This is a genomic window from Acinetobacter sp. yr461 (assembly GCF_900110445.1).
Lineage (GTDB): Bacteria > Pseudomonadota > Gammaproteobacteria > Pseudomonadales > Moraxellaceae > Acinetobacter > Acinetobacter calcoaceticus.
The window spans coordinates 536,206-560,045 of record NZ_FODU01000001.1 but is presented as its reverse complement, the minus strand read 5'-3'; the positions used below and the strand labels follow the sequence as shown (position 1 = coordinate 560,045).

Here is a 23,840-nt window from a genome sequence, read left to right as displayed (position 1 = left end):
GGGCTTTGCATAACGCGAGGTAAGTATGAAACAAAACCCTATTCCCAGTCAAACCACATCACGCTTATATCAACACCCAACCCTTGAAGAACAGCGCCCTTCTCGTTTCGCCACCATTAAAGCCAATGTAATCGACTTCATTAAGTTTATTGCCCTTTCATTCATCCTTTGGGTGGTTGCTGTAACTGCAGCGTCTTGGATGATGGGAGGCTGATCATGACTAACTCAACATTCAACCTATCTGAACGCCAACAAGCTGTTTTGCAAACTGTTATCGAAATCAATAAAGAAGGTCACCAGCCTTATACATGGCAAGTTGTACGCAGCATGGGATCTAAAGGCCATCAAATTACTGAAAAACAGTGTGCCTATGATCTAAGTGTAATTATTCGCACCAAAGGCACAGGTGTGTTTTCTGTCAAGTTTGATAGCAACCCTAAAGTTTGGATCTATGAAGAACCTAAGGGAGCAGCTTAATCATGAATGCTCAATTCAAACCACATCCAGATGGTATTAAAGCCTATATGGGCCATGACCGCTTAACTGGTCTCTACTCTGTGCGTATCGGCTGGACTGTTTATGCAGCTAATGCAAATGGCAGTGTGTTGTACACAGTAAAAGGTGAAGTGAAGACTCCTTTAAATGTTGAAGAGTTTAAAGCGAAGCGCCCTAAGGTGTATGCAACCTTAATGAGTGTGATTAACTTCCAGCGAAAAAAAGCATTAGCAGTTGCCCTAGAACTTAGCAACATCCCTTCATATGACCGCAAAGCTTATAAGAAGAAGCGCGGCTTTACTGGTTCAAAATAAGGATAAGAAAAATGAATGCAGCAATTAATCCAGCAGTTTTAAACAATGAAAGTACTAACCACTTTGAACAGTTAGCAGCGATTAGCGTATCTGGACACATCGAAAAGAAAAACAACATGTCTTATCTGTCTTGGTCTTGGGCCGTGGACAAACTCATGCGCATAGATCCACAAGCAAACTGGGCTTTTCGTGATCCGATGACTTTTCCGGATGGATCTATGATGGTTCATTGTGATGTCACCGTGTTTGGTAAAACCATGTACATGTTCTTGCCTGTGATGGACTATCGTAATAAAGCGATTACCAAGCCAAATGCATTTGAAATCAATAAGGCCATGATGCGTTGTCTGGTTAAAGGCATTGCTGTACACGGTTTAGGTTTATATATCTATGCTGGTGAAGACTTACCTGAGGAAGAAAAGACTCAGCAAATGGCAGCTCAACCTCAACAGCAGCAAACGCCACAGAACCAGCAGCAACAGCCGAATGCAGCCCAACAACTTACGGCTGAATTCCAGCAAGCACTGCAAGCGATTCAACATACACAAAATGAGGCAGACCTCGGCACAATCTATAAACGCTTCAAAGGCACCAGCTTTGAAAGCCAGATTGTGAAGGTATGCAAGGCAAAAAAGGACATGGAGGGATGGAGCGCTTAAGTACCTATATCTTTAGGTATGTTGCCAAACTACATGGCAACGGCACTCTAAGGGGTCGTATTGAAGCGACCTCTGCCCTCCACGCCAAGCAACGTGTCATGCAGAGTAATGAGCTGATTAAAGATGCTCATATCTCTTTACTCAAGAATCAGGCTTCAGCCCGTAAACAGGCTTTTGAAGCTATGGAGGAATGTATATGAGCTTCCGTTACTCATCTTCAGCCCGAACACTTATTGTGTTCGGCAACCTGATGAACCATTACTACGACAATGTGAACCCGTCTCAAATCGACAGCTTGGTTGATGAGGCGAAATTTAAAGAAGCAACTTGGAGAAAGTAAGGAAGACCTATGGCTTGTCTAATCAAAGTATCTGAGTTTATTAAACGGGTTTATGGTGGCAAGGATGCAACACCTCCAGCCCCGCAAACCATTACCCGTAGTTGCCGACGCGGAGAGCTACCGGCTGAACAAATTGGCAGGATCTGGTATATAGATTGGGAAATTTACCGAAAGCGTACCGGTAATGAACTTGTTGACCGTGTTTTAAGAGGTTGAGATGGCAAGACCTCGTAATACAAAGAACAAAGACTTACCCGCTAATCTTTATCGCGGTGAAGGCAGTGGATGGCGCTACCGACATCCGGTAACAGGTAAGTTTCATGCAATGGGTTCAGATAAATCAAAAGCGATTACAGCAGCTCGTAAACTTAATGAATTACTCATCCCGTCAGATGACCTGATTGGTAAAGTCATGGGTGGAGTGTTTTTTGGTGAATTTGCAGATGAGTACTTAGCGAATAAACGACGTAAAGATGGTAAGCCAGTAGCCAGCACAACAATTGAAAGTTATAGGTCTTACCTTGAGCGCTGTAAATTGAAATGGGGTAATTTACGAATAGACCAGATCACTTTGTTTATGGCCAATCAACTTCTAGACGATATGAGGGCATCCTCCAGCAACGGATGTCGTGGAGTTTTAATTGATCTGTTTAATGTGGCTGTCAGTAAAGGATTATGTCCAGATAATCCTATTGAAGCCACGATGCCTAAACATTCGAAGCGCCAACGACGAAGACATACTTTAGAAGGATTGGAACTTGTTCGTAAGCACTCTCCTGCATGGCTTCAAAATGCGATTGACTTGGCTTTGCTAACAACACAGAGACGAGTCGATATCCTGAAAATGAAGTGGACAGATATTCAGGATGGCTACTTGCATGTTGCTCAGGAGAAAACCACTGATAACCCTGAAGATGAATTTGAGATTTCTGAAGGTGCCGGTTATGTACGGATTAAAATTGATAATGAACTTCAGCAAGTTTTAAATCGCTGTAAAGATAATATTGTGAGTCCTTTCATTATTCATCGTGTGCCGATTAAACAAGGCAAAAAGAGAAAATATGAGAAAGAACATTGGACCCAAATTGATAATCAGTATTTATCTTCAAACTTTTTAAAAGCAGTTAAGAAGTCAAATGCATATCCAAACTTAACTGGAAGACAGTTACCGACCTTCCACGAGATTAGAGCTCTTGCTATTTTCTTGCATAAAAAAGCGGGGAAATCTGCTCAGGCATTAGCTGGGCATACGAGTAAGAAAATGACTGAACATTATGAAGCTGGACATGAAATTATATGGAATGATGTGGACGTAGGTATTAAATTACCATTTGCCGAAATGACATAAGATTGGGCTGCAAAACCCTTTCTTAAGTTATTGTTTTCTAATAATTCTATATGTTCGAAAAGTTCTATAATAATTAAAATAAAAAATATAATAAAATTCTTTAAAATCAATGACTTTAAAATAAATGCTAGATATAATTTCTCCCTAAAGAATAAATATTAGGTTTAAAATTACCAGAAGATATTTAGGTTATCCCAAACCTATAATGATAAAAATCACAATATCTATGCTTGGTAATAGGTAAATGTGCCTAAAAATAAAATATCACTAAAATATTTAAAAACAATGTAATTTATTTAAATTTTAAAATATCTATAAATAACATATATATATGTTATTTATTTGGTAAAAATTTATTATTCTTAAAGTTTCATTATTTTATAAAACTTATTAATTATTGAGTAAATTAAATTAATATCTCTATATTATTTAATAAAGGCAATTAAATAATATATTTTTTAAAATAATTTAAGAAATATTCTTCATATGATTTAATTTTTTTGGAAATATCATCTAGACAAATTTTCGTATAAATTAACTTTCTAAGTGAGCCAAGCAGTCTTAAGGACTGCGGCTTACTAACACGAGTTAACTAAGAAAAGCCCTCTTTAGAGGGCTAATATTTTTAAGTAGAAAAAACTACTCTAATTCAGATCCTATCATTGATTAAATTTGATATTGATCAGCTTTAAGATTTGGTTGATCTATAAGCAATTCAATAAAAGATGGAATTGATGTAGTGTTAAGCAAATACGGGTTAAACTCATCGACATGATGATGAAAAAAGAAATCTTTTATTTTCGTATTTATAGGAGCAAATTTCATACTCCAATGCTTAAACAACCGCTGTTCGGACGGTTTCGAAAAGATGATTTCACAGTTCTGATGTCGCGAATCTTTCAAAATTGAATTATAAAATAGTGATTCAACTTGTTCTTTCTCGCCTTCCAAATACTGCAAGAAATATCCATTACCATAGTAAAGTACTCCCGTAATATCATTATAAGAGTTGAATTTGACTGCTTCTGTGAGGATATCAATTAAATCTTGTTTTACTTGACTATGTTCACTATTGGTTTTACTTGCATACATAAACCCTATTAAACTCATAGCGATAACTCGAAGATAGATGTCAGCTAAGCATTCTGACATTTACGCCTATCGCTTACAACAGAACCTATTTAAAACCTTGTATTTCAAGAGTAAAGATTATTATCATTTTGAAAATGACAAACTTTAACAACCAGAAATCTTTTGTAAATTAAAGCCAACTAACAAACTCACAAGTAAAGTATCAATTTCAGTAAAATTGAAAATTGTCTTTAATTTGTGGATGTCTAATGGAGAACCATGAAATTATTCTTCAAGACGAACATCATAAACAACTTAAGATTGTCAAAGTTCAGGATGTGCGTTTTGATGTAAATACGCTTAACAATAGTCATCAATGGTTATGGGTCTTTGATCATAGTTCAGAGTTTTTCCCATTTGAGTTGTGGGATGAGCTCGACAATGGAACTGTTCATCAAAAGATAAAACTGGGTGAGCAAGTTTTTAAAATTATTAAGATTTTGACAAAGAAAACTAAAGTCAGGCCCTCATGACATATAGCTGTACGCATACGATGGAAGCTAAGAAAAGGGTAATTATTCAAGGTTTTTAAATCACTACACGATGAGCAATCCAATCATAGAAAAATTGTTCTTGGCAATGAGTTTGTTGATTTTCTTCAGCTATAAAAAACCCACTCATTGAGTGGGTTTTTTATAGCTGAATTTGAGATTAAATAGCTTCTATGACGATATACTTTCCTTCATAGAAGACGCCTTCGGTACTTGTTTCTTTTAATTTGCAATAAATCGCAATTGGATGTGTCAGTTTTTTATTTTCGTCACTAGGAACATGTGTAATTCCAGATAAAAAATTTGAATTATTATTTTCTAAACTCCACGAGGCACCTCTGTCTTTATGCCATTTGCTATTTGGATATTTAGAATCTAGCCATTCAATACATTGCTTCATTGTTGAAAACTTTTTTGTTTCCTCTTTTTCAATTTTCGATGCTGCACTTACCGAGGCTCCAAATGTTAAGAATAAAGCTCCAATTAAAGTTTTTCTCATAAAATTACCCTTTATTATTAATAATTAAAATTTAAGAGCTTAGGGTATAAAAAAACCACCCTTAGGTGGATTAGTTTTTGGGAAGAGTTTTGTTAATTTCACTACTTGCAGTTTCTTGAGGTTTTAATAAGTTAAAACTTTCATAGTTCGCTAAAATACAAAAAAGAAGAGCGGCTAGCAAAATTAGGGTTATCTTATTCATTTCATTTTACCTTAGAGATTTTATTTTTTTAATCCCGCAATGGTACATGAAAATACTGTCAAAACCTTAATTGTTAATAATCTACCACAATTTATTACAAAAGCTGTTTGGAATACTTAATTACTTTTCTAAATCAATTGATGGTAATGCAACTGGTGAACAAACAACGATGAGACATAAAAAGCACCCTAGGGTGCTTTTTAAACTTAAATATATTTCAAAGATTTAAATAAAAACTACTGACTTTGCTTAGAAATTTCAATAATTAACTTTTCCTCGTAGTCATTGAGTACTTTGTCAATATTCTCTACCCATTTCGACTCGTTCGCTACCTGTGCTGATCTCGTTACCTTGCTATAGATTTTAAATGGTGGGCGATTAGGGTGTTTGGCATCTAAAATTTCGGTATCAATTTCAGAATTGATTTTGATTGAGGCAAATCCAGGCTGGAACCATGACCAAAATTTATTAATTTTAATATTGAGTATCAGATCGGCATTGGCTTCATTAGTGGTGTTATTAGCAAGAACTTTATATCCCGACTGCTGCAATGCTTCAGAAACACGTTTATCAACCAAATGCGATACAGTCTCATCCTTTAAAAGGATATCCCCTAAAGCCTTTCCATATCCATTTCTTTTACGAGCAACAGCTCGGGCTTTTTCTTCTGCTGTTGCATTAGATTGCTCACCTTTTAAAGATGGAATATCAGCTGATGCGGGTTTATCTTGAAATTTTCGATCATCCTCAACCTTCACTATAATCGATTTGCCTTGTGCTACTATATTTTGGGATTGATTTAGTTTTTGACCTTGAGGTATTTCAATTAAGCCCCTTGATGTTGCACACCCAACTAAACTGAAAGCAATTAAACTTGTAGCCAATATTTTCATCATGAGTTTTTAACCGCTTGTTATAAAATTCACACAATTTAACAAATTATTTACCAAATGTCACATAAAGAAATACTCAGCCACATGGTTTAAAAATTTATATAATTATTTAAAGACATGTGAATAGCCTTTCCTTCTATTAAACAAATAAATTATTTTTTTATGAAAACTTATTAATATTAGACTAGTTCTCAAGTGTAAATAGCAGAGGTAGAGTTACATCGAAATGAACATGTTTTCCATTTATTTTATAAGGCTTCAATTTAGCTAACTTGACAGCATTCATAGATTTTTCATCAAGCTCTGCTAGCCCACTGCTTCGAGTTAAAACAACCTCTGTAATTACTCCCCATTCATCAGCTTTAACATCTAAAAGCACAAGTCTATTTCGTCCTGCAAGCTCTGCTCCCGAAATAGTAAGCGATGGAGCTTTTAACCAATAAACTTTAAATGATTCAGGAACCTTATAGTAAGAATTTTTTGAATCAAAATTTGGAGGAGTTTTAACATCTAAATCTAAGTTTCTATTTAAACTTTCTACAGGTTTACTTGCACACCCCAATAAAATAAGGAACAGGCTAGTTAAAATAATCTTTTTCATAAAAGTAACCAATTTAATAATAAGTAAAATTTAACAGCTCAAAAAAAACACTAATGAGTTCTTTATTTTAAATTAATATCAAATAACTATGTTGCCTTAAAGCTAATTGATAAGTTTCTTGCTATTTTTCTAACATCAGTATTTTCAGGCAAAGTAAACGGAATTGATTTTTTAATCGCTCGTTCAATACTTAACTTAAATTCTTTAGGTACCTCATTCAAAAATATTATTTGATCAATCTCACCTTTATCTGTTAATAAGACTCTAACTCTTGCATTTGTTCCTGCCGAGTTAGTAGGAACATTCCAAGCTTTAAAAATTTTTAACTGGTACTCCTTTTTATATCTTTCAGCTTCGCTTGAGGTAATAGATGAGGGAAAATTATAAGCAACAGTTTTACGAATAGGATAAGGTTTTCCATTAACATTTAATGGATAAAATTTTGCACGTTTACGAAATTCATCAAGCACGAAATTATCTAATTTAATAAGCCCACTACTTTTTTGAATTTCAGATCTAGTTAGAGTTCCGTTCACATCAGCTTCTGTAAAAATAGATACTGATCTATTTTGACCATACAGATCTTCGTCATTTACTTTTATTTCTGGATAGACCTCGAGTTCAGGTTCTCTAGATGCTTCTAAGTGGAAGGGTTGTACAAATCTGACTGGATAGAAAACTCCATTTTCTTGATAAGGGGAAAATCTGGCGTTTTCCACTGCGGTTATTAACTTTAAATCTAAACTCTTAATTCCACTACTTTGCAACAATTTAACTGCTGTAATTTTACCACTTATATTAGTTTCTGCTGCTATCACAACATTTCTATCATATCCTTGTAGCTCATCATTACTGATGCTAATGCTTGGAGGTTGAATCCACTTAACCTTTTGATATCGCAATTCTCTAAAATTTCCAGCTCCTTGCGCATACGTATTTAATGCAAAGTAAAATAAAAAGCTTAAGATAAATTTTATTAAAATTTTCATAATGAATTTCATTTAATCCTAATTAATATAGGTCCATATATTTTAACTAGAAAATATAAACCACATTTAAATAGCTTAAAAGCTATCCAACAGTACAAATTTTACAAACAACTCAATTAATTTAAGAAGGCTATCTTAATAGACTTATTTTCTTATTATTCATAAAATTTTCGCTATCTCAAAAATGTATTCTATCAAACTTACTAAATAGACTACTCCAATACGTTACCAATAAATTACCTTTAACAAATGATGATGCAGTAAGTAGGTTTTACAGGTCTAAGGATCAAGCTAAGAATACGACTCCTGATCAAATCATAGGAGCAATGGACAGTGAATAACAAATACAACAATGTCTTTAGTGATGGTGAAGGATTACAATTATTGAATGAGCTAATAGAGCTACTCCATACTAAGCTTCCTTGCGATAAAGACTCAGCAACACAGACAGCCTTCAATCTAGAGCAACAAGACGTAATTAACTACATCTTGAGCCGTATAAAAGAAGCTGAAATGGATTAGGCAGATACTAGATTCTTACCTTTAAAGTAATAGATAGCTGTTCCAATATTAAGACTTATAAATAGAGTCACAATATTTAATACAACTTTCTCTACAGGTCCTACTAATAAACCAATAAGAGGAAAAAAGGCTATAAGTAAATGTAACTTGAAGGCTGTCTTCACCTTAAAACCTACAGCGGTCTTAGTATTATAGTAACCGATCCAAATGACTATAAGGATGGCTGCTGCGTAGAAAATTGCCATAGCAATGTTACGTGGAAATATCATCCTCGCTAACCCGCCAATCAAGGCACTAACGATAGTTTGCACAAAGAATACTAGACCAAAAGCAATCAAAATATATTTTAAGTTCATTTTTTAAAGTTTTAAAGCTATTAAAAAATAATTATATATCAACAACTTTATACAAATAAAGATAATATTTAGATGAAGTCCAATCTAAGAGAGAAGAAAATATAATTACAAATGTGGAAAAGTCATTTCAAAATCTATAAGTAGGAAGTTTTTTCCATAAAAGATGAAATACCTATCAACTTCTGCACCATCCTTCCTAACACTTCATCATGTCAACACCTCTGCTAACTTATAAGGTAATTATCTATAATTCTTTGGTACACTTTAATGAAGCTGCCTTTAAGTCATTATCGGCTTTATAGACCATATTTGAATTGGAGGCACTTAACGTTATTCTAGATTCAAGTATATCTTTGTTTAGAAGCTTCACTTCTAGAGTCATACCATTTTGAATGTAAATCATATTATTTGCATACTTAACTTTGTTGAATACAACATGTCCATTAGTATCGTCACAAAGTATTCCATTGCCATCTGAATCAAGTTTTATTGTTGATATGCTAGGGCCGATAGAAATCGTCCATATACCTGACACTGAAGGTGTTGAAGATTGTATTTCACTAAATTTATTATTAATCATTTGAGTAGCGGGAGTTAAACACCCACCTAATAAAACCACCACTCCTAATAAAATTATCTTTTTCATGAAATTATCCATTTTAATAATGAGTAAAATTTAACAGTTCAGAAAATGAAAAACCACCCGAAGGTGGTCTAAGTAATTTATTTAGTATTTATTGCTCTTACATTTCAGTTTTTAAAGTAGGCATTAGTGGTAAAAAATCTGGTTTTATCAGCTGATTCGTATCATAGAGCTCTAAACTCACAGGACCTGCGGCATATGGAGCCAATTCGTAAAGCTGAAAATCAAAGGTCAGCCCACCCGACTGGTTGATATAAAAATTTTCACTTACTTTAAAGTCCTCTTTGCTAATAAAGGGCTGCATATCATTTTCTTGGCACCAATATTCGTACTGTTTCCATAAAGCATCTTTAAGTGCATTCATTTTTCCATTCACTACAATATCTTTTAATGCAATGCGTTTTTTGCTTTTCAAGTCAAAAACATAATCTTCAAAAGTTGCTATACCATGTGCTCCGCCAGAATATTCTGAGCTAACTTTTGAAATTTGCACATATTGACCAAACTGTCCATTAAAGCGATAAACCACACTATCTGACCAGTTATTAAGCCCCTCAGCTTGTGTTTGATTTAACTGCTTTTGCTGTTCTGATGCAGGAGTAAGTGCTTCGGCATAATTTTTACGGATTTCCTTATCGATTACTTGATCAATCCAGTCAATATTACTTTTAAGTGCAATAGCTTCTTTAGAAGTACATACAATACCCTCGACATCTGGATTAGGCCCACAAATTTTGGGTTGTTCAAACTTCACGAGAAAACTGCGCGCTATCATTGCAGGAATTTGATTTTCTTTTGTTTGGGGCTGTTCGATCGTTTTTATAGCTGAAGTATTTTCTGTTTTTTCTACAGGTTTTTCCTCAGCTTTTTTCATACATCCACTCAATATAAGTGGCACTACCACTAAACCAAGAATAGTTTTATTCATTAATTTTACCCTTACATAATCTCATTTATCTTTTAAATTAAGTTTTAATGAATTTAAAATTCACAAATATTTTAATTGAATTAAGACTAGCTTTATATTGAGATATAGTTTTTTTGAAAAACAGTATTTATTTAATCTTTGTTATTCAATAGAATACTCTTATAAAGTCTTGATAAGAAAATAAAATATGATGTGGATTAAATTTGTATTGTACCCTCTGGGTATGTTTCTACTGTGGCAAATCATTTTTATAATCGAACAACTCTCTTTAGAATATCTTAATGTGCCACAAGTCATTATGGGTATACTTTCGCTCATCATAAATTGCGGTATGCAAATTTTGATTGGATATAAAATTCCTCAACTAGCACCGAAATATAAATTTGTAGCGAGTGTTACATACATCATCATCTTCACCTTTTTATTAGCAATTTATTCAACAACTATTTTATTAGAAGGTTTAAAAGTTGCTCCTCAAGTAATTTGGTTAGGTCATTTATTTTTCCATGGAGTTGGAATGGCTCTATATTTTGCAAACAACAGAGATGAATTTTGTTGGGAAAATTTACTAAAGTAGTTGAGTCGCTTGTCTGCTCATACCTTTTTCTTAATTTTTTGTCAAAAAACATCTTATTAGACAAATTTTCGTATAAATTACAGCACTAGGCTGGAACTGTAATCTAAAGGAACGAAATGACGCTTAAACAACTAAAAGCTTTTTTGGCCCTTGCTCGTACGCTTAACTATGCCAATGCCTCTTTAGATTTACATCTTAGCCAGTCCGCTTTAAGTCTCACTATCAAAAGCCTAGAAGAAGAATTAGGTGGGAAACTATTTAACCGTAATACACGCCGTGTTGAACTAACTCAGGAAGGCAAATCACTTATTCCCTATGCAAAAAAATTAATTGCCAATTGGGATGAAATGGAAAATGATGTTAAACAAAGGTTTAAGCTTAATCGTGGAACCCTAAGTATTGCCTCTATGCCATTTGTGACTCATGCAATTTTGCCTCAAGTCATTCATGAGTTTTTGAGTCTCCACCCAAACCTTAACTTTTCAATTCATGATATTCCTAATGAAACCATTATCGAAAAAGTACAGGATGGTATTTTTGAGCTTGGCCTATGTTTTGAGCCAGATCTGACTGAAGGTTTAGAGTTTAAACCGCTTTTTGAAGAAGATTTTTTAGCTCTATTGCCAAAGACTCATCCACTTGCACAGTCTGCGTCAATTACCTGGCAACAGCTTTGTTCTAACCCATTTGTCACTTTGCAAAAACCTTCGATTGTTCGTTATTTGGTTGAGCAAAATTGTTTACGAAATAATATAACGCTTGATTTGAAAGTTGAATGTCATCAAATTTCATCACTTTCAAGTTTTGTGGCCTATGGAATTGGTGTAAGTGCAATCCCAAGACATTTTGCATCTCACATTGATAAAGAACACAATGTATTAATTGAGCTACAAGACGAAGCTATTCATAAAACAGTTGGGATTGTCTATAAAAAGAACTTTGAAATTTCAAATATTTCAACTCAATTTATTGAGGCATTACTTCAATATAAATTTTAAAAAATTAAATACTGTATTTTAGGATGAGCTAAGCTTACGGCTAAGGTGAATTTCTTAATTATGATAATTTTCAATGCAATGAAATACTTTTTTTAAGATTTTTTGCCCTTTTTCTTCTTATCTTTTGTTGTTAATTTGATGCGATTCATTGATTATACTTATTAATCCTTTTAAAAAATTAACTTCTATAACATAAAACTAGATGCTAAAACTAAAACCACTAAGGGATATAGGAAAACAATAGAATGAATAAAGTTTATGCCAATGCAGAGGCAGCACTGAAAGATGTTATTGCAGATAATCAAACACTTGCCGTTGGCGGTTTTGGTTTATGCGGAATTCCTGAAAAACTGATTGTTGCAGTTAAGCAAAGTGGTGTGACTGGTCTCACTTGTATTTCTAATAACGCAGGTGTAGATGACTTTGGCTTAGGTATTTTGCTTCAAACCAAACAGATTAAAAAAATGATCTCTTCTTATGTTGGAGAAAACAAAGAATTTGAGCGTCAGTATTTAAATGGTGAACTTGATGTAGAACTCACCCCACAAGGTACTTTAGCTGAAAAGTTACGTGCTGGTGGTGCTGGAATTCCTGCATTTTATACTCAAACTGGCGTAGGTACACTGATTGCTGAAGGTAAAGAAGAACGTACCTTTAAAGGCAAAAACTACATTTTAGAAGAATCTTTAACAGCCGATGTAGCACTTGTTAAAGCATATAAAGCTGATAAAGCGGGTAATTTGGTTTTCCGTAAAACTGCTCAGAACTTTAACCCTGAATGTGCAATGGCTGGAAAAATTACAATTGCTGAAGTTGAACAGGTTGTTGAAATTGGTGAATTGGATCCGGATGAAATCCATTTGGCGGGTATCTATGTAAATCGCATTGTACTTAATGCGTCACCTGAAAAACGCATTGAGCATAAAACTTTAAGCACGGAGGCAGTATAAAATGGCTTGGTCACGCAATGAAATGGCACAACGTGCTGCAAAAGAACTTGAAGATGGTTTTTATGTCAATTTAGGTATTGGCTTACCTACCCTTGTTGCTAACTATATTCCTGAAAATATTAATGTTTGGCTTCAGTCTGAAAACGGTTTATTGGGTATTGGCGAGTTTCCAACTGAAGAAACTGTTGATGCCGATTTAATTAATGCAGGTAAACAAACTGTTACTGCTCGCCCTGGCGCTGCTTTTTTCTCAAGCTCAGAGTCTTTTGCCATGATCCGTGGCGGCCATGTAAACATTGCAATTTTAGGTGCAATGGAAGTTTCCGAAAATGGTGACTTGGCTAACTGGATGATCCCAGGCAAGAAAGTAAAAGGTATGGGCGGCGCAATGGATTTGGTTGTTGGTGTCCAAAAAGTTGTAGTTCTTATGGAACATTGTGCAAAAGATGGTACGCCAAAAATTGTGAAAAACTGTAGTTTACCTTTAACAGGTAAAGGTGTAGTTCACCGCGTAATTACTGACTTAGGTGTAATGGACATCACCCCACAAGGTGTTGAACTGATTGAACTTGCTAAAGATGTCACTCTAGAACAAATTCAAGCTGTTACAGGTGTCGAATTCTATAAAACCTTAGTTGCTTAAATTTTAATTTTTTAGTTAGCCAGACAAGACTTAAGCTAGAAAGTGAGCTTAAGTCTTAGCCCCTTTAAGCACCGGATGTGCTGTCAACGAATAAGAACGAGAAGGATTTTTTCAGCTATGGAAAAACAGCAAGGAATTTTTGAAAGATTTGCCCTTCGGATTAGTGACTGGTCTGAAAAGTGGTTTCCAGATTCATATATTTTTGCATTACTCGGCGTCATTATTGTTTCTATTGCCGCTTTGGGTATTGGTGTTCCAATCCAAGATGTAGCGACGTCATTTGGTAATGGTTTTTGGAGTCTTATTCCCTTTACGCTACAAATGACCATGCTGATTATTGTGGGTTATGTCGTTTCTGTTTCTAAACCCATCAAATTTCTGATTCAAAAAATGGCGCGTATTCCAAATTCTGGGCGTGGTGCTATTGTTTTGGTTGCGACCGTCAGCTTGTTAATTTCACTGGTCAATTGGGCGGTAAGTACCATCCTTACTGCACTTTTGGTGATCGCATTGGCAAAACGTAAAGAACTCAATATGGATTATCGTGCTGCCGCAGCGGCTGCGATTATTGGTATGGGTGCAACTTGGGCGTTGGGAATTAGTTCGTCAGCAGCACAGCTTCAAGCGAATAAAAGCAGTTTGCCTGAGTCGATTTATAATTTGACCGGTGTTATTCCATTTACAGAAACGATCTTTCTTTGGCAATCAATTGCGATGACCATTATTTTGGTGATTGTTTCAATCGCAATCGCGTATTGGTCAGCTCCAAAAGGTGATAACGTTAAAACGATTGATAGTTTTAATGTGCAATTTGAAGAAGAAAAGCCACATGAAGAGAAATCTACCCGTCCGGGTGATTGGTTAGAAAACTCGCCTATTTTAACGATTATTGTGGTGGCTTTAGGTCTAATCTGGATGTTTTTTGAATTTTCAAAAAGTAATCCTATCATTGCCATTTCAAGTTTAAACACATACAACTTTGTTTTTTTAATGCTAGGTCTAGCATTACATGGAACGCCACGAAACTTTTTAAATGCTGTTGCAAAGGCAGTTCCAGCTGTATCAGGAATCTTAATTCAATTCCCGCTGTACGGAAGTATCGCCTTTATTATGACGCAAGCTTTAAACAGTCAAGATTTATCGCTGTCGCATTATGTTGCCGAGTTTTTCGTCTCTATCGCTTCAAAAGAAACCTTTGCGATTGTGATGGGAATTTACTCTGCCATACTCGGGTTCTTTGTACCTTCTGGCGGTGGAAAATGGATCATTGAAGCCCCATATGTCATGCAAGCAGCAAATGATTTAAAAGTTCATTTGGGCTGGTCTGTACAGATTTATAACGCAGCTGAGGCCTTACCAAACTTAATCAATCCATTCTTCATGCTTCCAATGTTAGGCATTTTAAAACTAAAAGCAAAAGATGTGATTGGTTTTACAGTCACTCAGCTCGTCGTGCATTTTCCTTTAGTTTTATTTTTATTGTGGTTCTTTGGAAGAACGCTTAGCTACACCCCACCCACTTTTTAATTTACTGGCGCCTTTAGTTTCGACTAGAGGCAAATTTAGCAAATACATCAATAAGAGATATTAAGATGAGTTCAATTGTTATAGTTTCAGGTAGTCGTACTGCAATGGGCGGTTTTCAGGGCAGTTTATCTTCTTTAACAGCTCCAGAGCTTGGTGCTGCAGTAATCCGTGAATCGATTAAACGTGCAGGTGTTGCACCAGACCAAGTAGATGAAGTTATTTTTGGTTGCGTACTGAGCGCAGGTATAGGTCAAGGACCAGCTCGTCAGGCTATGCGTAAAGCTGGTGTGCCAGATCACGTGGGTGCGGTTACTATTAATAAACTCTGCGGATCTGCAATGAAAGCAGTGTTAATGGCATCAGATACTTTAAAAGCTGGTAGTGCCAACATTATTGTTGCAGGTGGTATGGAATCTATGACCAATGCGCCTTATATTTTGCCGAAAGCTCGCGGTGGTTACCGTATGGGACATGGCGAAATTAAAGACCACATGTTTTTAGATGGCCTTGAAGATGCAGAAACAGGCCGCTTAATGGGTTCATTTGCTCAAGATATGGCGAATACCAAAGGCTTTACACGTGAACAAATGGATAATTTCGCGATTGCTTCACTTAAAAAAGCGCAAACTGCAATTAACGAAGGCTACTTCAAAGAAGAAATTGTTCCTGTTGAAGTAAAAACACGTAAAGGTGTCGAAGTTATCGATCAAGATGAACAACCATTAAAAGCGAATCTTGAAAAAATCCCAACTTTACGTCCTGCTTTTAGTAAAGACGGTACAATTACAGCTGCAAACGCAAGCTCAATTTCTGATGGTGCTGCTGCATTAGTACTCACTACTGAAGAATATGCTCAGTCTCATGGTTTAAATACTTTAGCAAAAATTGTGGCGACTTCTAGTCATTCACAGCATCCAAGCGAGTTTACAATTGCTCCAATTAGTGCGATTCAAAAAGTACTTGAGCGTGCTGGTTGGTCTGTTGACGAGGTAGATGCTTGGGAAATTAATGAAGCTTTTGCAATGGTCGCAATGGCACCAATTCATGAGCTCGGAATTGATGAAGCAAAAGTAAACGTACATGGCGGAGCATGTGCTTTAGGACATCCAATTGGCGCAACGGGTTCAAGAATTATTCTTTCTCTTATCTATGCTTTAAAACGCCTCGGTAAAAAGAAAGGTGTTGCTGCGTTATGTATTGGTGGCGGTGAAGCTACAGCCGTCGCAATTGAAATCTAAAAACCAAACCACACAGAAGATGTAGGAGTTTTTCTTACATCTTCTTTTTTTAGACTTTAAAAAGTTCATAACAGGTTTGGCGGAACCATTTATGGCTACTTTTATGATGACAAGACATATGCCAATGTTGTTTAACATCATAAGTTGGAAAGTCGAGAGGTGCCGGTAAAATCTGTAAATTTTCTCTGACCAATAAGACTTGGCTCAAATAATACGGTACGGTTGCAATCGCATCTGTTTCTTGAACGACTAAACCCACCCCTAGATAACTTGGTAAGCGGATTAGAATATTTCTATCCAATCCTTTGTTCTGTAATTCATTTTTAATGTGATAGTGCCCGATTCCTGCATCAATATCGATATGATATTCACGCATATAATCATCTAAAGTAAAATTATTTGGATCTAAACGAGGATGGCTCTTAGAGCTAATCACAACATAATGCTGTTTGAAAAACTTTTGTTGATAAAAGCCTTCTTCTAATTGGGGTAAAAAGCCAATTGCAAGGTCAATTTCACCATTTGCCATTTGATAGCTAGTTTCTGGTGTAATCGGCCGAATATTCAAACGAATTAAAGGAGCTTTCTCTTTTAAATAGTTGGTTAATTGCGGCAATAAGACCAGATGAGATACATCCGTCATCGCAATTGTAAAAAGTTGATCAGAAGTAAGTGGGTCAAAGTTCACACTAAAGTTGTTAATACTTTCAACTTTATCAATCACTTCACTAATGAGCGGAAAGATTTCTTTAGCCAATTCAGTCGGAATCATTTCATTCCCAACACGAATAAAAAGCGGGTCATTAAAATGCTGACGGATTTTGTTCAGTCCATTACTAACACTCGGTTGGGTAAGACCAATAGCATCAGCAGCCATTGAAACGCTTTTAAACCGATAAATATGATAAAAAATATTTAGTAATCTACTATCTAGATCAAACAAAATTGTCTCCGTCTGGATCAAATAATCCATTCAAAAGGAATGAAATCAGGTACAGCATATATAAAAATGCTCTCTAGATTTCTGAATTATTGATATATGGTCTAAATTAACAAAGAATCTAGACCATGAGCAATGCTTTATAAAGCCTTTCATCATAAAGACAAAGGTATGGGCGCTTTAATTGATTACTTTGTATATAACTTTGCTGAATACAGCCCATAATTATAAATTTTAATCAGGCTGAGTTTGGAAGCCCTTCCAGATTTGCTGGACTGCTTTGTTATCACTCAAATTATTTTTAAAAATGTAAATATCTTGGGGAAGACAATATTCATGATGATCCAACATGACCAGTTTTCCGTTAGCAAGATCTTCCTCTACATTAATTTTTGGAATCCATGCGACACCTAGTCCTTGCAATACCAGCTCTTTCAAATTAGTTGCATTATCAGTCTCATATAAGGTTTTATAGATCAATTTACCTTCGATTAATTGGTCCACTAATTTTCGCAAATAAGCGTGTTTACTGTAAGCAAGCAATGAAAAATTATTCTGAATTGTATGCTTAGGCGTATGGTCGGCTTCGGTAGCTGATACAGGAACAATCTCTGTTTCCGCAATTTTGATCCCACTTAAAATATCATCACCAACACGATTAATATGAGATCGGTCTGCATAACAAATCATAAAATCGCAGGCACCTTCTTTTAAAAGAGATAAACCCTCACCACTATTGGTCGCTACAATTTCGATTTTTAAATCACGCATAAACGTTGGGAATTTTTTCAAAAAAGTCGTTAAAAAACCAGAAGCTAATGAATGAACAACACAAAAACGAATAGTAGATTCGGTTTCATTTTTAATATTTTTAATCAGCTTAGCGGTCTCTTCCACCTGCTTTTCAATATTTTTAGACATAACCAGCATAATTCGCCCGATGTCTGTAAATTCAATATTATTTTTATTATTTCTAATAATAACTTCAGCTCCTATCATCTCTTCTAATTGCTGAATTCTACGCGTAAAAGCGGATTGACTAATAAATCGCTTTTCTGCTGCCTTTGAAATAGAACGCTCGCGCTCTAATGTCAAAAGATCTTCTACCCAACGTACTTCTAAGTTCATTTTATGCATTCCCTTTTTATATTTATGTCCTTAATTTGTCTTGTTGGGAAGCTGGATAAATAGCTGAATAGATGAATGAAAAATATAAAACATGGGAGTACCTGCAAAAATGCGATGGAAGAATGGCAAGGCCAAACGATAAAAAGTATGTATTTAATAATTCTGACATAGAAAAGAGTGTAAGAGAATAAAAGACTTTGATTTAACTCATCAACTCATACAAATATAAAATTATTGAGGTAAAAATTATTTTAAATCAATAATTAAATTAAACATAACCTAAGTAAATGAACACTTCAATCTTAATAAAAAATAAAAATAATCTTATGTTTTCATCATGTTTTTAATTTTGATAAAAAAAAGTCCGTACCTTGGGGAAGAATACGGACTGTAAAACTAAAATGTTACTATTTTGATTATTTCAGGATTTAAGCTTTCTGACCTAATAAAATCATTCAAATCAGAAGATATATTTGCAGTATAATTCAACTAAATAAACCTGACTATTCTACTAAAGTATCTATCCGAGATTGAGCTGAAACAAATTTCTAATATTCACCAATGAGATAATATAGCTTTCTTGAAATTTCAACCATCATATTAGAAGTATATTGAGTGATTTCAAAAACTTGCTTTTTCTGTGGGTTAAACACCATATTATCTTTTTCATCGCTAAAAAAGATATAAGTGGTGTATTTATCCATTTGATGGATATGCTCTTTTAAGCTTACTTTTTCCCCAGAATTGGGATCATAGGCGATAAACTTCATTCTCATGAATTTTGTCTCTATACATACGGTCTTTTACCTAAAGTTTAATAAAATTTAGGTAAAACAATATTTTGATGGATAATGTAAAATAGTTAGGCTGAGTAACCGTGGCTATTTATAAGATATTGCTACGATACTATTTGCCTTGTTTACAGAAGTTTCCGCAGAAGCAATAGATTGCTCTGCTTCTTTAAGCAGACGAGAAGTTTTAGACTCTCTCTTCTCTTCACCCTGAAAAAGTACATAGTATGTAAAACTACCCAAAATAATTAATGCAGCTGTGACTTTTAACATAAACTTAAAACTAGGATTTTTTCGTATTATAGTGGTTTTTATGTGAAATGCATCACATTTTTATATAAATTTGTTAGATAAGCTACACTCTTTGTGCTGTAAACCTTATTAATTTACTTGATATTTCACTTAAATTAATGAATCCATAATTTCGTATTCTGTTATTTTTTAATTACATGGCCATTTTGTTCATCAAAGAATTTTTGCATATTAAATTTATCTAAACAGTAAACTGTTAATTTAAAAAATAAAATTTAGATTTGATTAGTGCAGGAAACAAAATTTTTTATTTTTAAATTTAGAAAAGAAGAAAACTGATATGCAAAAAATGCATAATTAACTTGATAAATGCATTAGAAGTGAAGCATTTCGAAATCTAATATGAATTATCTACTCTACTAATTCGAAGTTTAATGATGAACGCTGAAATTACCACCCGTATTGAGAAGGATCTTATTGGTTATAGAGAAATCAACAATAATGATTATTACGGAGTTCAAACATTACGTGCTCTAGAAAACTTTAACTTAACCCAAAGCAAAGTTGGAAATTTCCCTCATTTAATTAAAGCATTAGCAATGGTAAAACTTGCTTGTGCTGAAGCGAATCATAATCTTAAAAGCTTAGATCAAACTAAATTTGAAGCAATTGAATATAGTTGTAATCAACTTATTCGCGGTAATTTTCACGATCAATTCCCGATCGATATGTTACAAGGTGGTGCTGGTACTTCAACCAATATGAATGCAAATGAAGTATTGGCGAATGTTGCTTTAGAATATATGGGGCATGCAAAAGGCCAATATCAATATTTACACCCTAATAATGATATCAACATGTCACAGTCTACAAATGACGTGTACCCTACTGCAATTCGTTTAGGCTTATTATTAAATTTAGACGAATTGAATCTCCCTTTTAATAACTTGATCTTAAGCTTCCGAAATAAGTCTCAAGAATTTGCTCACATCTTAAAAATGGGTCGTACTCAGTTGCAAGATGCTGTACCAATGACATTGGGCCAAGAGTTTGGAGCTTTTGCAGTAACTTTGCAAAAAGACCTTGAGCAAATTAATACGCTTATTCCAAATGTTTTAGCTTATATGAACCTTGGTGGCACAGCGATTGGTACGGGCATTACCACTGAATATAATTACCGTGAACTTGCGATTCAAGCACTTGCAAAAATCTCTGGTAAAAAAATTAAATCATCTCCTGACTTAATCGAAGCAACTTCAGATATGGGTGATTTCGTTCTTTTATCTGGTTTATTAAAGCGTACCGCAACTAAACTTTCAAAAATTGCTAATGACTTGCGCTTACTTTCAAGTGGTCCACGTACTGGTATCAATGAAATTAATTTAGAAGCACGTCAACCTGGTAGTTCGATCATGCCGGGTAAAGTAAATCCAGTTATTCCTGAAGCAATGAACCTTGCTTGCTTCCAGATTATTGCAAATGATTTGGCTGTAACTTTAGCTGCTGAAGCTGGTCAATTACAGTTAAATGCAATGGAACCACTTATTGCATTCAAACTATTTGAATCGATGGATTTGCTTGGTAACGCGATGGCAATGTTCCAGTCAAAATGTATTGATACGATTACGGCGAACCCTGAACATTGCAAAGCTTTAGTTGAAAACTCAATTGGGATTGTGACTGCACTTAACCCATATTTAGGTTATGAAACTACAACTCGTATTGCTAAAACTGCAAACGAAACTGGACAAAGTGTATTGGCATTAGTTCAGAGCGAAGGCTTATTATCGCCACAAGTGCTTGATGATATCTTGTCGATTAATAATATGGTTAAACCAAAAATGTCGGCTTAATTCCTGAAATAAAAAAGGAGCTTTTATAAGCTCCTTTTTTATTTGTGTTATAAATTTTAAAAATTAAAAGTTGTAGAGAATTGAGCTGTACGAGGATTACCCAAGAATAGATAGTCATCCCCCATGAATGGACCAACATCACGCCAATATTTCTTATTAAATAAGTTGTCAATATTGAATCTAAACGTCGTGTCATGCCCAGCAAAATTTGTTTTATAGGCAGCACCAATATTAAAGACGCTATATCCACCTACTTTTGCAGTTGCCTCTTTGTTTGCATATTTACTACTACTATATTGTATGCCACTTAACAGTCTTAAACCTTCAACTGATGGTACTTTATAAGATAACTGGGCAGTTGCGCGTACTTTCGGTACATTTTGAGTTTGATGACCTTTGTAGCTGTCACTATCAACATCAACAAGGCGAGATTTGGTATAGGTAATACCTGAGCTTACGTCGAGTGCATCTGTTAAGGCACCCGTCAGGCCTAATTCAATACCTTGATTGTGTTGTTCACCTTGTTCAACAAAATCGAAAGATCCGTCGGCATTGACTTTGCTATATTGGTTATCCTGTTTTAAATCAAAGATAGCAGCCGTTAGTAAGAAATTTTGAACTTGTTGCTTAACACCAAGTTCAAATTGTTCAGAGTTTCTAGGTGCTAAAATTTCAAGAGCATTATTAGCAAACCAAGGTGCTTCACCACCGTCCGATAATCCTTTGGCATATGAAGCATACAAATTGGTCGTAGCACTTGGGCTATACATGAGTGCTAATTGCGGTAAAAACTTATTTAGGTCTGTATCTCGGCTTTGTTGCCCATCTGAATTATAAGCCTGTTCATCAAGATGAATAAGTTTTCCACCCAGTAAAGTTGACCATTGCTCGTTAAATTGAACTCGGTCAGATATCGTGAAAGCAGTCTGATCACTTTCTAGAGCTTTGTAACGATCGCCTAAGCTGTCTGATGATGGGCTGTAGTCAATTGTATCTTGATAGATATTACCTGTTCCTACCGCTACATTAAGGGGTGTATGGTGCTTTAAGGTCTTATAAGTACGTTGTAGTTGCAAAGCAACTTGATGTTGAATATTAGCAGTGTTGAAGTGTCCATTTAACCCAGCTGCAAATTGGTTGGTAATACGTGTGTCATCTGGGCTACGAAAATCGTAAATATCGTAATTACCGTGTTTATCAAAAGTATTGCCTAAACCAGAATACTCACAAATATCGTTATAACATCCCCAAGGAAAAGCACTATTATCATCAATCACAACACGGCTTTGCGATGCACTTAAGCTGCCATTCCATTGATCGTTAAAGGCATATTGATATTTCAAGCTTGCATTTACGCTGTTATTTACAACAGGTTTGTTCCAAGACTGATACCCCAACAAACGGTCTTCATCAACATTTGTTGGTACTTGTCCATCAAGCAGTTGATACCCCGGTACTGAGCGTTGGCTTTGATGCTGAGCTTCAATATCAAACAGTAGTTTAGAGCGATCATTAATTTTCCAATCTAAAGCAACTGAACCAAACTCACGTTTACCATTTGCATGATCGACATTTGGGTGAATACTTTCATGAGCTAAATTAATTCGATATCCAAATTTATCATTCAAAAAGCCACCTACATCTGTTGCAAGTGTATAACCACCTTCTGAGTTTGCATCGACGGTAACACTCTTAACATCGGCAGGTCGTTTGGTTACATAGTTGACAACACCACCTGGAGTCGACATTCCACTTTGAATTGCAGAAATCCCTTTTAAAATTTCTACTCGCTCTTTGTTTTCTAAAGCAACGTTTTGTTCACCGCGAATGTTATGACCATTAATAAGATAACTTGAACCTAAATCGAGCGAAAAACCACGAGCTACGAAATTAGGGTAATAACCAATTGCAGCATAGCCATCTCCTAACGATGAATCATTCTTAACAACATCAGTCAGTGTTTTTGCGTGCTGATCGGCCATGCGTTCAGATGTAATTGTTGTGATAGATGCAGGAATCTTTTTTATATCGCCTGTTTGAAAACCAGATAAATCAACTTTTTTTGAGGAATACAAATCGTCAGTGTTTTGGGTAGCATTCACGGTAATTGTAGGTAGTTGAGAAACTTCCGCTTCATTTGCATAGACAACAGACGTCATCAGTGCAATAGATGATGCTAATGCTGTTTTAGAACATGTAATGAAGTGAAGATTTAACGAGTGTCTGTCCATTGAATAACTACCTGCCCATACCGTGCATAATATAAGTATGCTAAAAGTCGGAAATCTTCCATATTTTTTAGCCTCGAAAGAATACAGTGACACATATCGAGAAACAACAAATTATGTAATTTTCAGATCAAGTAAATTTTATGTAATAAAGGGTCATCATTATATAAATTTCATTTATTTTCTTTGAAATTGGTACTATAACTTTTTAAGTATTACCAAATAGTCAAAATAAAACTAAGCTCAAAATAGGCTTAAAACCAAGGAGGAATACAATAAAGAATATGGTTGATAAATTAGATGT

29 protein-coding genes and 1 pseudogene are annotated in these 23,840 nt (G+C 34.9%); 17 read left to right on the top strand and 13 right to left on the bottom strand.

Annotated features, from left to right (window positions below; all coding sequences use genetic code 11):
* Positions 1-25: 25 nt before the first annotated feature.
* The 8 genes from BMW38_RS02745 to BMW38_RS02715 are packed head-to-tail and all read left to right on the top strand — an operon-like array spanning position 26 to position 3,156.
* Positions 26-214 carry a hypothetical protein gene (locus tag BMW38_RS02745; RefSeq protein ID WP_092705706.1) on the top strand — a complete coding sequence of 63 codons (189 nt, stop codon included), beginning with the start codon at positions 26-28 and terminating at the stop codon, positions 212-214.
* A gap of 2 nt (positions 215-216) precedes the next feature.
* A complete protein-coding gene (locus BMW38_RS02740; protein ID WP_092705705.1) occupies positions 217-477 on the top strand; it encodes a hypothetical protein in 261 nt (86 codons plus the stop codon).
* A gap of 2 nt (positions 478-479) precedes the next feature.
* Positions 480-809, top strand: coding sequence for a hypothetical protein (locus tag BMW38_RS02735; RefSeq protein WP_092705704.1), 330 nt, complete (start codon positions 480-482; stop codon positions 807-809).
* 11 nt (positions 810-820) lie between these two features.
* On the top strand, positions 821-1,468 hold the full coding sequence (locus BMW38_RS02730) for a Sak single strand annealing protein (RefSeq protein ID WP_092705703.1): 648 nt from the start codon (positions 821-823) through the stop codon (positions 1,466-1,468).
* Positions 1,456-1,668 carry a hypothetical protein gene (locus tag BMW38_RS02725; RefSeq protein WP_031977200.1) on the top strand — a complete coding sequence of 71 codons (213 nt, stop codon included), beginning with the start codon at positions 1,456-1,458 and terminating at the stop codon, positions 1,666-1,668. Before BMW38_RS02730 ends, BMW38_RS02725 begins: the two co-directional genes overlap by 13 nt.
* A complete protein-coding gene (locus BMW38_RS19405) occupies positions 1,665-1,808 on the top strand; it encodes a hypothetical protein (RefSeq protein WP_004642101.1) in 144 nt (47 codons plus the stop codon). Before BMW38_RS02725 ends, BMW38_RS19405 begins: the two co-directional genes overlap by 4 nt.
* 9 nt (positions 1,809-1,817) lie before the next feature.
* Positions 1,818-2,024: a hypothetical protein gene (locus tag BMW38_RS02720; RefSeq protein ID WP_005047321.1), complete on the top strand. Its 207-nt coding sequence runs from the start codon at positions 1,818-1,820 to the stop codon at positions 2,022-2,024.
* Position 2,025: 1 nt separating this feature from the next.
* Positions 2,026-3,156: a phage integrase Arm DNA-binding domain-containing protein gene (locus BMW38_RS02715; RefSeq protein ID WP_092705702.1), complete on the top strand. Its 1,131-nt coding sequence runs from the start codon at positions 2,026-2,028 to the stop codon at positions 3,154-3,156.
* 666 nt (positions 3,157-3,822) lie between these two features.
* On the opposite strand, the gene BMW38_RS02710 is transcribed toward BMW38_RS02715, so the two are convergent.
* A complete protein-coding gene (locus tag BMW38_RS02710) occupies positions 3,823-4,266 on the bottom strand; it encodes a BLUF domain-containing protein (protein ID WP_213031097.1) in 444 nt (147 codons plus the stop codon).
* A gap of 230 nt (positions 4,267-4,496) precedes the next feature.
* Between BMW38_RS02710 and BMW38_RS02705 the strand changes: the two genes are divergently transcribed.
* Positions 4,497-4,760, top strand: coding sequence for a hypothetical protein (locus tag BMW38_RS02705; RefSeq protein WP_092705701.1), 264 nt, complete (start codon positions 4,497-4,499; stop codon positions 4,758-4,760).
* A gap of 178 nt (positions 4,761-4,938) precedes the next feature.
* Here BMW38_RS02705 and BMW38_RS02700 read toward each other — a convergent pair whose 3' ends face one another.
* The 4 genes from BMW38_RS02700 to BMW38_RS19545 all read right to left on the bottom strand — a co-directional run bounded on the left by BMW38_RS02700 (position 4,939) and on the right by BMW38_RS19545 (position 7,962).
* Positions 4,939-5,277 carry a hypothetical protein gene (locus BMW38_RS02700; RefSeq protein WP_092705700.1) on the bottom strand — a complete coding sequence of 113 codons (339 nt, stop codon included), beginning with the start codon at positions 5,275-5,277 and terminating at the stop codon, positions 4,939-4,941.
* A 438-nt stretch (positions 5,278-5,715) separates the two neighbouring features.
* A complete protein-coding gene (locus BMW38_RS02695) occupies positions 5,716-6,375 on the bottom strand; it encodes a YajG family lipoprotein (RefSeq protein WP_092705699.1) in 660 nt (219 codons plus the stop codon).
* 181 nt (positions 6,376-6,556) lie between these two features.
* On the bottom strand, positions 6,557-6,973 hold the full coding sequence (locus tag BMW38_RS02690; RefSeq protein ID WP_092705698.1) for an energy transducer TonB: 417 nt from the start codon (positions 6,971-6,973) through the stop codon (positions 6,557-6,559).
* Positions 6,974-7,059: 86 nt separating this feature from the next.
* Positions 7,060-7,962 (bottom strand): TonB family protein, encoded by a 903-nt coding sequence (locus BMW38_RS19545; RefSeq protein WP_244524326.1) that lies wholly within the window; start codon positions 7,960-7,962, stop codon positions 7,060-7,062.
* 384 nt (positions 7,963-8,346) lie between these two features.
* Here BMW38_RS19545 and BMW38_RS02675 point away from each other — a divergent pair, with 384 nt between their 5' ends.
* Entirely contained in the window at positions 8,347-8,484 is a 138-nt protein-coding gene (locus BMW38_RS02675) for a hypothetical protein (protein WP_244524325.1), read from the top strand.
* On the opposite strand, the gene BMW38_RS02670 is transcribed toward BMW38_RS02675, so the two are convergent.
* From BMW38_RS02670 to BMW38_RS02660, 3 genes are all read right to left on the bottom strand, one after another.
* Positions 8,481-8,840, bottom strand: a complete 360-nt coding sequence (locus tag BMW38_RS02670; RefSeq protein ID WP_092705696.1) for a hypothetical protein — start codon at positions 8,838-8,840, stop codon at positions 8,481-8,483. The two genes, BMW38_RS02675 and BMW38_RS02670, sit on opposite strands and share 4 nt — an antisense overlap.
* A gap of 244 nt (positions 8,841-9,084) precedes the next feature.
* Positions 9,085-9,486 carry a J517_1871 family lipoprotein gene (locus BMW38_RS02665; protein ID WP_092705695.1) on the bottom strand — a complete coding sequence of 134 codons (402 nt, stop codon included), beginning with the start codon at positions 9,484-9,486 and terminating at the stop codon, positions 9,085-9,087.
* A 97-nt stretch (positions 9,487-9,583) separates the two neighbouring features.
* A complete protein-coding gene (locus tag BMW38_RS02660) occupies positions 9,584-10,411 on the bottom strand; it encodes an RsiV family protein (RefSeq protein ID WP_092705694.1) in 828 nt (275 codons plus the stop codon).
* Between the two features lie 187 nt (positions 10,412-10,598).
* Here BMW38_RS02660 and BMW38_RS19475 point away from each other — a divergent pair, with 187 nt between their 5' ends.
* The 6 genes from BMW38_RS19475 to BMW38_RS02630 all read left to right on the top strand — a co-directional run bounded on the left by BMW38_RS19475 (position 10,599) and on the right by BMW38_RS02630 (position 16,344).
* Positions 10,599-10,988 carry a hypothetical protein gene (locus tag BMW38_RS19475; RefSeq protein ID WP_213031087.1) on the top strand — a complete coding sequence of 130 codons (390 nt, stop codon included), beginning with the start codon at positions 10,599-10,601 and terminating at the stop codon, positions 10,986-10,988.
* Positions 10,989-11,104: 116 nt separating this feature from the next.
* A complete protein-coding gene (locus BMW38_RS02650; RefSeq protein WP_092705693.1) occupies positions 11,105-11,986 on the top strand; it encodes a LysR family transcriptional regulator in 882 nt (293 codons plus the stop codon).
* Between the two features lie 245 nt (positions 11,987-12,231).
* Positions 12,232-12,936 carry a CoA transferase subunit A gene (locus BMW38_RS02645; RefSeq protein ID WP_017389585.1) on the top strand — a complete coding sequence of 235 codons (705 nt, stop codon included), beginning with the start codon at positions 12,232-12,234 and terminating at the stop codon, positions 12,934-12,936.
* A 1-nt stretch (position 12,937) separates the two neighbouring features.
* Positions 12,938-13,579 (top strand): 3-oxoacid CoA-transferase subunit B, encoded by a 642-nt coding sequence (locus BMW38_RS02640; protein ID WP_004792490.1) that lies wholly within the window; start codon positions 12,938-12,940, stop codon positions 13,577-13,579.
* 117 nt (positions 13,580-13,696) lie between these two features.
* Entirely contained in the window at positions 13,697-15,106 is a 1,410-nt protein-coding gene (locus tag BMW38_RS02635) for a short-chain fatty acid transporter (protein ID WP_092705692.1), read from the top strand.
* Between the two features lie 65 nt (positions 15,107-15,171).
* Entirely contained in the window at positions 15,172-16,344 is a 1,173-nt protein-coding gene (locus BMW38_RS02630) for a thiolase family protein (RefSeq protein WP_092705691.1), read from the top strand.
* Between the two features lie 49 nt (positions 16,345-16,393).
* Here the strand turns inward: BMW38_RS02630 and BMW38_RS02625 are convergent, their stop codons facing one another.
* From BMW38_RS02625 to BMW38_RS02610, 4 genes are all read right to left on the bottom strand, one after another.
* Entirely contained in the window at positions 16,394-17,287 is an 894-nt protein-coding gene (locus BMW38_RS02625; protein ID WP_003651675.1) for a LysR family transcriptional regulator, read from the bottom strand.
* A gap of 231 nt (positions 17,288-17,518) precedes the next feature.
* Positions 17,519-18,412: a LysR substrate-binding domain-containing protein gene (locus tag BMW38_RS02620; protein WP_004642755.1), complete on the bottom strand. Its 894-nt coding sequence runs from the start codon at positions 18,410-18,412 to the stop codon at positions 17,519-17,521.
* Between the two features lie 548 nt (positions 18,413-18,960).
* The gene (locus BMW38_RS02615) at positions 18,961-19,182 is read right to left on the bottom strand and encodes a hypothetical protein (protein WP_080028261.1); all 222 of its coding nucleotides are present in this window, start codon (positions 19,180-19,182) and stop codon (positions 18,961-18,963) included.
* A 111-nt stretch (positions 19,183-19,293) separates the two neighbouring features.
* Entirely contained in the window at positions 19,294-19,476 is a 183-nt protein-coding gene (locus tag BMW38_RS02610) for a hypothetical protein (protein WP_004642753.1), read from the bottom strand.
* A gap of 413 nt (positions 19,477-19,889) precedes the next feature.
* On the opposite strand from BMW38_RS02610, the gene BMW38_RS02605 reads away from it, so the two are divergent.
* Positions 19,890-21,308, top strand: coding sequence for an aspartate ammonia-lyase (locus BMW38_RS02605; protein WP_092705690.1), 1,419 nt, complete (start codon positions 19,890-19,892; stop codon positions 21,306-21,308).
* Positions 21,309-21,364: 56 nt separating this feature from the next.
* Here the strand turns inward: BMW38_RS02605 and BMW38_RS02600 are convergent.
* Positions 21,365-23,567 (bottom strand): annotated as a pseudogene (locus BMW38_RS02600) (TonB-dependent siderophore receptor).
* Positions 23,568-23,840: the final 273 nt, after the last annotated feature.